This is a genomic window from Enterobacter sp. Taxon_8 (genome assembly GCF_058354585.1).
On sequence record NZ_CM177989.1, the window covers coordinates 3,422,796 to 3,433,546 of the forward strand.

The 10,751-nt window shown below is 56.8% G+C and carries 11 protein-coding genes; 9 read left to right on the plus strand and 2 right to left on the minus strand.

The genetic code is table 11. From position 1 onward, the window contains the following. The first annotated feature begins 186 nt into the window (after positions 1-186). From AC4IBF_RS16335 to AC4IBF_RS16345, 3 genes are all read left to right on the plus strand, one after another. Positions 187-1,686: a PTS transporter subunit EIIC gene (locus AC4IBF_RS16335; protein WP_024906880.1), complete on the plus strand. Its 1,500-nt coding sequence runs from the start codon at positions 187-189 to the stop codon at positions 1,684-1,686. 83 nt (positions 1,687-1,769) lie between these two features. Continuing rightward, positions 1,770-2,786: a Mal regulon transcriptional regulator MalI gene (gene malI, locus AC4IBF_RS16340; RefSeq protein WP_115874396.1), complete on the plus strand. Its 1,017-nt coding sequence runs from the start codon at positions 1,770-1,772 to the stop codon at positions 2,784-2,786. 73 nt (positions 2,787-2,859) lie between these two features. After that, positions 2,860-3,381 carry a metal-dependent hydrolase gene (locus AC4IBF_RS16345; RefSeq protein WP_367897110.1) on the plus strand — a complete coding sequence of 174 codons (522 nt, stop codon included), beginning with the start codon at positions 2,860-2,862 and terminating at the stop codon, positions 3,379-3,381. A gap of 87 nt (positions 3,382-3,468) precedes the next feature. On the opposite strand, the gene cysS is transcribed toward AC4IBF_RS16345, so the two are convergent. Further along, positions 3,469-4,854, minus strand: a complete 1,386-nt coding sequence (gene cysS, locus AC4IBF_RS16350; RefSeq protein WP_143344779.1) for a cysteine--tRNA ligase — start codon at positions 4,852-4,854, stop codon at positions 3,469-3,471. Positions 4,855-5,028: 174 nt separating this feature from the next. Between cysS and ppiB the strand changes: the two genes are divergently transcribed. The 6 genes from ppiB to mnmH all read left to right on the plus strand — a co-directional run bounded on the left by ppiB (position 5,029) and on the right by mnmH (position 9,494). After that, the gene (gene ppiB, locus AC4IBF_RS16355; RefSeq protein WP_127729840.1) at positions 5,029-5,523 is read left to right on the plus strand and encodes a peptidylprolyl isomerase B; all 495 of its coding nucleotides are present in this window, start codon (positions 5,029-5,031) and stop codon (positions 5,521-5,523) included. Between the two features lie 3 nt (positions 5,524-5,526). After that, positions 5,527-6,249 carry a UDP-2,3-diacylglucosamine diphosphatase gene (gene lpxH, locus AC4IBF_RS16360; RefSeq protein ID WP_133293919.1) on the plus strand — a complete coding sequence of 241 codons (723 nt, stop codon included), beginning with the start codon at positions 5,527-5,529 and terminating at the stop codon, positions 6,247-6,249. Positions 6,250-6,384: 135 nt separating this feature from the next. After that, positions 6,385-6,594, plus strand: coding sequence for a YdgH/BhsA/McbA-like domain containing protein (locus AC4IBF_RS16365; RefSeq protein ID WP_111963370.1), 210 nt, complete (start codon positions 6,385-6,387; stop codon positions 6,592-6,594). Between the two features lie 171 nt (positions 6,595-6,765). Beyond that, a complete protein-coding gene (purE, locus tag AC4IBF_RS16370) occupies positions 6,766-7,275 on the plus strand; it encodes a 5-(carboxyamino)imidazole ribonucleotide mutase (protein WP_014882834.1) in 510 nt (169 codons plus the stop codon). Beyond that, on the plus strand, positions 7,272-8,339 hold the full coding sequence (purK, locus tag AC4IBF_RS16375) for a 5-(carboxyamino)imidazole ribonucleotide synthase (protein ID WP_133293918.1): 1,068 nt from the start codon (positions 7,272-7,274) through the stop codon (positions 8,337-8,339). Before purE ends, purK begins: the two co-directional genes overlap by 4 nt. A gap of 84 nt (positions 8,340-8,423) precedes the next feature. Then, complete coding sequence (gene mnmH, locus AC4IBF_RS16380) at positions 8,424-9,494, plus strand: tRNA 2-selenouridine(34) synthase MnmH (RefSeq protein WP_133293917.1); 1,071 nt, start codon at positions 8,424-8,426, stop codon at positions 9,492-9,494. An 87-nt stretch (positions 9,495-9,581) separates the two neighbouring features. Here the strand turns inward: mnmH and AC4IBF_RS16385 are convergent, their stop codons facing one another. Next, positions 9,582-10,727, minus strand: coding sequence for a porin (locus AC4IBF_RS16385; protein ID WP_133293916.1), 1,146 nt, complete (start codon positions 10,725-10,727; stop codon positions 9,582-9,584). Positions 10,728-10,751 lie beyond the last annotated feature (24 nt).

Consider the following 10,751-nt stretch of genomic DNA (forward strand, 5'->3'; position numbering starts at 1 on the left):
AAATCCCCTCCCCCCCCATCGCGGTTATTTATCGATCCACTTCAAATAATCACTATTTCATCTGTTGAAAAGTGAAAATTCAGTTGCGCGTTTTTCACTCTTTGCCCACGATAAGTAGAACGTTCTACTAAAACGTTCTACTTACAATAACAGCGCCAAAAAAAGCGCTACTCGGGGGAAATCAGCATGAGTCTGATATCAGGGTTTGTTAAATCGCTGTCTAAGTTATCGATGATTGGTCGCGCCTTAATGCTGCCAATTTCACTGCTTCCCGCTGCGGGCCTGCTGCTGGCCTTCGGCGATAAGTTCCATCTGCCGCTGATGATGAACGCGGGCGGGGTTATTTTTGATAACCTGCCGATGCTGTTTGCCATTGGCTCCGCCGTGGGTCTGGCGTCAGAATCCGGTATTGCGGCGCTGTCTGCGGCCGTTTCGGTGTTTGTCACGAATATCACCATCAGCACCGTGCTGAGCATCACGCCGGAAATGGCCTCCCAGGGCGGGAAATACGCCATGGTGGTCGGCATCCCAACGCTGCAGATGGGCGTCTTCGGCGGCCTGATCTGCGGTATTCTCGCGGCCTGGTGCTATAACCGCTTCCACACCATGCAGCTTCCGGAATTCCTGGGCTTCTTCTCCGGCAAGCGCTTCGTGGCGATTGCAACGGCGTTCCTCTCGTTCCTGATGGGGCTGCTGCTGCCATACGTCTGGCAGCATATTCAGGCCGGTATCGACGCGCTCTCCGTGGTGGTGAACGGTGATAATCAGGCGGCGTCGACCTTTATCTTCGGTCTGGTAGAGCGCGCGCTGATCCCGCTAGGTCTGCACCATATCTGGTATCCGTCCTTCTGGTATTCGTTTGGGGATTACACCACCCAGGCAGGCCAGGTGATCCACGGCGACCAGACCATCTGGTTCAAGATGCTGGAAGAAGGGGTGAAATCCTTCAGCAGCGACACCTACCAGAACGCCGGTAAGTTCATGCAGGGTGAATTCCCGCTGATGCTGTTCGCGCTGCCTGCGGCATGCCTGGCGATGTATCACGAAGCCCATACGAAGAATAAGAAAATCGCGGCCGGTATTCTGTTCTCCGCGGCGCTGACCTGCTTCCTGACGGGGATCACCGAACCGGTTGAGTTTACCTTTATCTTCGTGGCGCCGATCCTGTACGTCTTTAACGCCATCATGGCGGGCCTGGCCTACATGACCATGTACCTGCTGCATGCGCATATCGCCAAGTCGTTCTCCGCGGGCTTTATCGACTATCTGTCATTCGGGATCCTGCCGTCCTTTAACGGCTACCAGACCCACTTCCTGAGCGCCATTATCATCGGCATTCCAATGGGCCTGATTTATTACTTCACGTTCCGCTTTGTGATCCGTCGTTTCGACGTGAAAACGCCGGGCCGCACTGAAGTGACCGCTAACGCGGATGAGAAATCGGATTCCGAACTCGCGACAGAGATCATCACCCTGCTGGGCGGGGCGCATAACATCGACTCCGTCGGCGCCTGTATCACCCGTCTTCGCCTGGAAGTGACAAAAAGCGAGGTGGTGGATAAAGACGGTCTGAACGGACTCGGCGCGCGCGGCGTGGTGTTTGTCGGCGACAACGGTATTCAGGTGATTTTCGGTGCCAGAGCACAGTTTATCGCCCAGACCATGTCCACCATGATCGGCAAATAATAAGATGCCTGAACGACACGTCTCCTGTACGCTGGGAGACGTGTTTTATCTGGCTGATAATCGGTAAATTTCAGGGAGCGGTTTTGAAGAAAGTCAGCATTATTGATGTCGCAAAGCACGCGGGCGTGTCGGTCTCAACCGTCTCGCTGGTGCTGCGCCAGAAAGGGAAAATCTCAGAGGCAACGATCGAGAAGGTCAACGCTGCCATCAATACGCTGGGCTATGTTCATAACGTTGCCGCTGCCAACCTCCGCGCCAATACGTCCAACCTGATTGGCCTGATCCTCCGTGACTTTAGCGACAGTTTCTCCATCAAGGTGATGGCGAGCATCGTTCAGGATCTCGAAAAACAGGGGTATATGGTTTTTCTCGGTCAGCCCCAGAACGACCATGACCATCTTGAGCGCTGCCTGCTGTCGTTTAAGCAGCAGGGCGTCGCAGGGGTGATCTATCTGGCCTCGGATACCCGCACGTCTACCCTGCCGGAACAGATTCGCCGCTGCCCGCTGCCGCTGGTGGTGGTCTCGCAGTCGCTGCTGGATGAAAAATGCAATCTGGTGATGCGCGATAACCGACAGGCGGCCAGTCTGGCGGTGCGTTATCTTATCGAGCGCGGTCACCGCAATATTGCCTACATTGGCGGACGCGAAGGCTGCCTTATCCGCGAACAGCGCCTGCTCGGTTTTCGCAGCGCGATGGCGCAAAACGGGCTGGTCTGGCGCGATGAATACTCTCCGGCCTGCAGCGATGACACGCTGGCCGCGGGTTTCGCCACCCGCCAGCTGCTGGAAAAAAACAACACCATCACCGCCCTGCTCTGCCACTCGCCGGATGCCATGATCGGCTCCATCTCCGGTATTCATCAGGTCGGGCGTACGGTGGGTAAAGATGTGTTTCTGACGCAGCAGGTCGCGCTGGTCGGTTTCGAAGATATGCTCCACGTTAACCTCACCTCACCCTCGTTTACCTACGTCTCGTCCGCCAGCGAAGAGACGGGGCGTCAGGCGGCCGGGCTGATTATCCGCACGCTGAAGGAGCCGACGCTGCAAACCCAGCGCATTACGCTTTCCGGACAGCTTATCGCTCGCGAGTCAGCGTAAATTCAGAATTTCGCACAGGTTTTTTAGCGCGGGATGACTGCTATATTTCCATGATTTGCCATGGATAATCACAATGCCTACCGTTATTACGCACGCCGCTGTTCCGCTTTGCCTGGGCTTAGGCCTGGGAACCAAAGTGATTCCTCCCCGCCTGCTGTTTGCCGGGATTATCCTCGCCATGCTTCCGGATGCCGACGTGCTGGCATTTAAGTTTGGTGTCGCGTACGGCAATGTTTTCGGCCACCGCGGCTTTACCCACTCCCTGCTTTTTGCCTTCGTGGTGCCGATACTTTGCGTACTGACTGGACGACGTTGGTTCAGGACCAGCCTGATGCGGTGCTGGCTGTTTTTAACCGTGTCACTGCTGTCGCACAGCCTGCTGGATTCGATTACCACGGGCGGGAAAGGCGTCGGCTGGCTGTGGCCGTGGTCTGATGAACGCTTCTTTGCGCCGTGGCAGGTGATTAAGGTGGCGCCGTTTGAGCTGTCGCGCTATACCACGCCGTACGGGCATGAGGTCATTATCTCGGAACTGCTGTGGGTGTGGCTGCCGGGGGTGGTGCTGATGGGAATGTTGTGGTGGAAAAGAAGGTAAAAAAAAAGCCGGGTGGCGGCTACGACTTACCCGGCCTACTTTTGCCTGTAGGCCCGGCAAGCGTGAGCGCCACCGGGCGTTACAGACTTACTTACGACGCCAGGTCGTTCCCTGCGGGCCATCTTCCAGAATGATTCCCATCTCGGTCAGACGATTGCGCGCCGCATCTGCCGCCGCCCAGTCTTTCGCCTGACGCGCTTCCAGACGCGCTTTGATCAACGCTTCAATTTCCGCCACTTCACCGTCATCTGCCTGCGCACCGCTCTGCAGGAACGCGTCCGGCTCCTGCTCCAGCAGGCCAAGCACGGAAGAGAGCTTACGCAGATGGGACGCCAGCGCATTCGCGGCCGCCATATCTTCTGACTTCAGGCGGTTTACTTCGCGCGCCATGTCGAACAGCACGGAGTACGCTTCCGGGGTGTTGAAGTCGTCGTTCATCACCTCAACAAAGCGGGCTTCGAACGCTTCGCCGCCAGCAGCAGGAACAGACCTGTCGGTACCGCGCAGCGCGGTATACAGACGCTCCAGCGCCGAGCGTGCCTGTTTCAGGTTCTCTTCGCTGTAGTTCAGCTGGCTGCGATAGTGGCCGGACATCAGGAAGTAGCGCACGGTTTCCGCGTCGTAGTACTTCAGCACGTCGCGCACGGTGAAGAAGTTACCCAGCGATTTAGACATCTTCTCGCGGTCAACCATTACCATCCCGGAGTGCATCCAGTAGTTAACGTACTCGCCGCCGTGGGCGCAGGTGGACTGCGCGATTTCATTTTCATGGTGCGGGAACATCAGATCCGAACCGCCGCCGTGAATGTCGAAGTGTTTGCCCAGCTGTTTGCAGTTCATCGCGGAACATTCGATGTGCCAGCCCGGACGGCCTTCGCCCCACGGTGATGGCCAGCTTGGCTCGCCCTCTTTGGACATTTTCCACAGCACGAAGTCCATCGGGTTACGCTTCACGTCAACCACGTCAACGCGGGCACCGGCCTGGAGCTGATCCAGATCCTGACGGGAAAGCGCACCGTAGGTGGGGTCCGTCGGCACGGAGAACATGACGTCGCCGTTGTCCGCAACGTAGGCATGACCGCGGGCGATCAGCTTTTCGGTGATCTCGATGATTTCGTGAATATGGTGGGTCGCGCGCGGCTCGCTGTCCGGACGCAGAATATTCAGGGCGTCGAAGTCTTTGTGCATCTCAGCGATCATGCGATCCACCAGCGCGACAAAGCTTTCGCCGTTTTCATTGGCGCGCTTGATGATCTTATCGTCGATGTCGGTGATGTTGCGCACGTATTTCAGGTTGTACCCCAGAAAACGCAGGTAGCGAGACACCACGTCGAAGGCGACAAAGGTACGGCCATGGCCAATGTGACAGAGATCGTAAACCGTAATACCACACACGTACATGCCAACTTCCCCGGCATGGATAGGTTTAAATTCCTCTTTTTGGCGCGTCATTGTATTAAAGATTTTTAACATCGAAGATTCCATGTAAACACGTGTGTGGTTGAAAACCGGCTATTCTACCCGTAATTCAAACCCGAAGCAGCACACAATGCAAGGTGATCGCATCCTGTGGTTATGCTATAACAAGCCCCTATAGATGACCCGAAGGCGGGTCGACGTACCACAATAACGGAACAGGATGCAAAAATGGTTACTTTCCACACTAATCATGGCGATATCGTAATCAAAACCTTTGATGACAAAGCGCCTGAAACAGTTAAAAACTTCCTGGACTACTGCCGCGAAGGTTTCTACAACAACACCATTTTCCACCGCGTGATCAACGGTTTTATGATCCAGGGCGGCGGTTTCGAACCTGGCATGAACCAGAAAGCCACTAAAGAGCCGATCAAGAACGAAGCGAACAACGGCCTGAAAAACACCCGCGGCACGCTGGCGATGGCACGTACTCAAGCGCCTCACTCTGCTACCGCGCAGTTCTTCATTAACGTGGCTGACAACGACTTCCTGAACTTCTCCGGCGAAAGCCTGCAGGGTTGGGGCTACTGCGTATTCGCAGAAGTGGTTGAAGGTATGGACGTGGTTGACAAGATCAAAGCCGTCGCTACTGGCCGCAGCGGTATGCACCAGGACGTTCCTAAAGAAGACGTTGTGATTACAAGCGTGACCGTCAGCGAGTAATTGGTGGCGACACTCTTTATTGCAGATCTGCATCTGCAAACAGAAGAACCGGCGATTACCGCCGGTTTTCTGCGTTTTTTACGCGGTGAAGCGAAAAGCGCCGATGCGCTGTACATCCTGGGCGACCTGTTTGAAGCCTGGATTGGCGACGACGATCCTAACCCGCTACACCGTGAAATGGCAGCCGCCATTCACGCGCTGGTAGATTCCGGCGTCCCCTGCTACTTCATTCACGGCAATCGTGATTTCTTGATCGGCAAGCGCTACGCCCGCGAAAGCGGCATGACGCTGCTGCCGGAAGAACGGGTACTCAATCTCTATGGCCGCAAGGTCCTGATCATGCACGGCGACACGCTCTGCACCGACGATACCGGCTACCTGGCGTTTCGCGCCAAGGTCCACACCCCGTGGATCCAGAAGGTGTTCCTTGCCCTGCCGCTGTTTATCCGCAACCGTATCGCTGCCAGAATGCGTGCGGGCAGCAAAGCCGCCAACAGCAGCAAATCCATGACCATCATGGACGTGAATCCGCAGGCCGTGGTAAGCGTGATGGAAAAGCATGACGTTCAGTGGTTGATCCACGGTCATACCCATCGTCCAGACGTCCATTCCCTTATCGCCAACGGCGAACCGGCCCATCGCGTGGTGTTGGGTGCCTGGCACACCGAAGGCTCCATGGTCAAAGTCACGCCAGAGGGCGTCGAGCTGATCGCTTTCCCGTTTTAACCCCTCAAAAATCATTCTATTTTTTTGAACAATATCGGCAAATTGTTTCGATTTTAATCAGTCCGTGGTCGGTCTACTATTTATCACATCAGGGAAAACGCCCTATCCCAGACAAAATACTTAAGGAATACGACCATGAAATCCATCAAAACTTTCGTTGCAGTTGCTGCTCTTTCTCTGGCTTCTTTCGGTTCTTTCGCTCAAAGCGTGAGCGCAACTGCCTCTACCCTTGACCGCGCAGAAGCGAAAATCGCTGCACAGGCTGCTGAACAGGGTGCGTCTTACAAAATCACCAGCGCGAAGGTCGACAACCGCGTCTATATGACCGCAGAACTGACGAAATAATGATTGCCCATCGACGAAAACAGACCGCCAGAATGCGGTCTGTTTTGTTATGAATTGACGGCAACAACGGTTCAAGATTTAACCGCGCAACCGTTTTCCTTGCCCGTATAACATGCTATTCTCTGTGCCCTCGAAAGCAGTGTGTTTCGCACCACAGGAGTTTTAAGACGCATGTCTTCCCGCAATAATCCGGCGCGTGTCGCCATCGTGATGGGGTCCAAAAGCGACTGGGCTACCATGCAGTTCGCCGCCGAAATCTTTGAAATCCTGAATGTTCCGCACCACGTTGAAGTGGTCTCCGCGCACCGTACGCCGGACAAACTGTTCAGCTTCGCAGAAAGCGCCGAAGAGAACGGTTATGAGGTGATCATTGCCGGCGCGGGCGGCGCAGCACATCTGCCGGGCATGATTGCCGCCAAAACCTTGGTACCGGTTCTGGGCGTCCCGGTACAAAGCGCCGCGTTAAGCGGTGTGGATAGCCTCTACTCCATCGTCCAGATGCCGCGCGGTATTCCTGTCGGCACGCTGGCGATTGGTAAAGCGGGTGCCGCCAATGCCGCCCTGCTGGCTGCGCAGATCCTGGCGACACACGATAAAGCGTTGCATCAGCGTCTGGCGGAGTGGCGTAAAGCCCAGACCGACGAAGTGCTGGACAATCCAGACCCGCGGGGTGCGGCATGAAGCAGGTTTGCGTCCTCGGTAATGGCCAGTTAGGCCGCATGCTGCGTCAGGCCGGTGAACCGCTGGGGATTGCCGTCTGGCCCGTCGGGCTGGACGCCGAGCCGGAAGCCGTCCCATTCCACCAGAGCGTGATCACCGCCGAGATCGAACGCTGGCCGGAGACCGCTCTGACCCGCGAGCTGGCGCTTCACAACGCCTTTGTTAACCGCGACGTGTTCCCAATCATTGCCGACCGTCTGACGCAAAAGCAGCTGTTCGACAAGCTCGGTCTGCCGACCGCACCGTGGCAGCTCCTGTCCGATAAAAGCGAGTGGAACGACGTCTTCGCCATGCTGGGCGAGCTGGCGATCGTGAAGCGCCGCGTGGGCGGCTACGATGGCCGCGGCCAGTGGCGCCTGCGCGCAAACGACACCGCCGAGCTGCCGGACGACTGCTACGGCGAATGCATCGTTGAGCAGGGCATTAACTTCAGCGGTGAAGTCTCGCTGGTTGGCGCGCGCGGGCATGACGGCCGCACGGTGTTTTATCCGCTGACGCATAACCTGCATCAGGACGGCATTCTGCGCACCAGCGTCGCCTTCCCGCACGCCAATGCTGACCAGCAGGCGCAGGCGGAAGAGATGCTCTCTGCCATCATGCACGAGCTGGGCTACGTGGGCGTCATGGCGATGGAGTGTTTTGTGACGCCGTCTGGTCTGCTAATCAACGAGCTGGCACCGCGCGTGCACAACAGCGGCCACTGGACGCAAAATGGCGCGTCCATCAGCCAGTTCGAACTGCACCTGCGCGCCATCACCAACCTGCCGCTGCCGCAGCCGGTGGTCAATAGCCCGTCGGTGATGATCAACCTGATCGGCACCGATCTGAACTACGACTGGCTGAAGCTGCCGCTCGTGCATCTGCACTGGTATGACAAAGAGGTTCGCGAGGGTCGTAAGGTCGGTCACCTGAACCTGAACGACAGCGACACGGGCCGCCTGAGCGCCACCCTGGAAGCCATGATCCCTCTCCTGCCGTCGGAATACGCGAGCGGTATTGTCTGGGCACAGTCAAAGCTCAAGTAAGACATCTGCGCCGGGGAGTTGACCTTCCCCTTCCCCGGCGTAAAATCCCCGCCCATTGCTGCTGAGTTTTCTTCTGGAATAACCATGAACGATGGAACGGACTATCGCGCGATCCTCGCGTCTGATACCCCTTTAATCGACGTTCGCGCGCCGATCGAATTTGCCCAGGGCGCGATGCCTGCGGCGATCAACCTGCCTTTAATGAACGACGACGAGCGCGCGGCCGTCGGCACCTGCTATAAACGCCAGGGCCCCGAGGCCGCGCTGGCGCTCGGCCATCGCCTGGTGAACGGCAACACGCGTGAAGCACGCATCAACGCCTGGCGGGAAGCCAGTCTTGCCCATCCTGAGGGTTTTCTCTGCTGCGCGCGCGGCGGCCAGCGCTCGCATATCTCGCAGGCCTGGCTGAAAGAGGCGGGTATCGACTACCCGCTGATCCGCGGCGGCTATAAGGCCCTGCGCCAGACGGCGATTCAGGTGACCATTGAGCAGTCGCAAAAGCCGATGGTGCTTATTGGCGGCTGTACCGGGAACGGTAAAACCCTGCTGGTGAAGCAGCACGCGCAGGGTATCGATCTGGAAGGGCTGGCGCACCATCGCGGTTCGTCGTTTGGCCGCACGCTCACGCCGCAGCTTTCCCAGGCCAGCTTTGAAAACCACCTTGCGGCTGAGCTCCTGAAAAAAGACGCCGCACGCTGGGTGCTGGAAGACGAAGGCCGGATGATTGGCTCCAACCACCTGCCGGAGTGCCTGCGCGACCGCATGGTTGAAGCCCCTATCGTGGTGGTCGAGGATCCGTTTGAGATCCGTCTTGAACGGCTGCGCGAAGAGTATTTCGACCATATGTGGGCGGATTTTTCTGCGGCCTACGGTGAAGAAGCGGGATGGAAAGAATACAGCGAGTACCTGCATCACGGCCTGTTCGCCATTCGCCGCCGTCTGGGGCTGCAGCGGTATGCGGAATTCACCGCGCTGCTAGATTCCGCGCTGTTGGAACAGCAACGATCTGGCCGCACGGACGCGCACTTCAGCTGGCTTGCGCCGCTGCTGAACGACTATTACGACCCGATGTACGGCTATCAGCTGGAGAAAAAGGTGGAGAAGATTGTCTATCGCGGGACGTACGGCGAGGTCGCTGACTGGCTTAATCGCTGAAAAAAGCCGGGTGGTGGCTACGCCTCACCCGGCCTACACGTGCATTTGTAGCCCCGGTAAGCGCAGCGCCACCGGGGAACAGACGGCTTAGAAGTCGTAACGCAGACGCACCAGGTTCATATCGCCCAGGTTGTCGGTGCTGGAAGTGAACACGTGTTCGTAATCCACGCGGAAACCGTAATCCAGCTGGAAGCTGATACCCACGCCGTTGTCGATGCGCTGGTAGTTACGGCCGTTCACGTACTCAATGCGATCACCCATGAAGTAAGGCTGGATGGATTTAACCGCGTACTGACCGACTGGGAATTTATAACCGGCGAAGTACTCAATACCCCACGCGTCGCCCGCAAAGTAATCGTTAACAGACACTTTTTTGGTGGTCAGGAAGTTCTGATACCAGCCGCCGCCTGCGGAGAAGGTCCAGTTGTCCGGGGTCCAGCTCAGCGCGGTACCGAGAATGTTCTGGTCGTAGGTTTTGCTGTCGCCGTTGTCCGGGTTACGCATGTCGGCGCGGGTGTAGTTCCACGCGGCGCCCCAGGTCAGGTCGGTAGTCAGGTGGTAATCCAGGCCCAGCGAGCCGCCGCCTTTACGCTTGTAGCGCAGGCCGTTGCCCGGCAGGTATTCACTGTCTTCAAACAGGTAGGATGCATAAATGTCAGCATCGCCCACGGTTTTCTTATATTTCAGCATTTTACGTGAACGGTAAGAACCGTCGTAATCGCCTTTGATCCCGTTACCCGGCGCCTGACCAATCATGTCGTAGTCCCAGACATCGGTTTTCGCGCCCACCACATCATAGTAAACGCTGTTCTGTTGACCGAAGGTCAGCGTACCCCAGGTGTCGCTCTTGAGACCGGTGTAGAGCATACGACGCGTCGTGTCGTGATCGCTCTCGCTGTAGTGGTTATCCCAGTTGAACATTGCAGGGAAGTTCACGCCCAGCTCGTAGTAGCTTACCCAGCTGATATCATCAAACAGGTAGTAATCTGCAGCGAAACGGAAGCGGGTACCGCCGTCAAAACCGTTACGCTTGTAGCTGTTTTTACCGTCGTCGCCGGTCATGTTCTGGAACTGAGGACGAATGCTGCCGCCAACGGTGAAATTCAGGCGGCTCAGCGGGTTACCCGCCTGAGGATCCTGCTTAAGAACCGTGATTTCCGCCTGAGAAGCGAAGGTAGTCAATGCCACTGCCGCGCCGATCGTTGCCGCCAGCGCTGATTTTTTTATAGTCATTATTTTTCCCTTAATAGACACGCT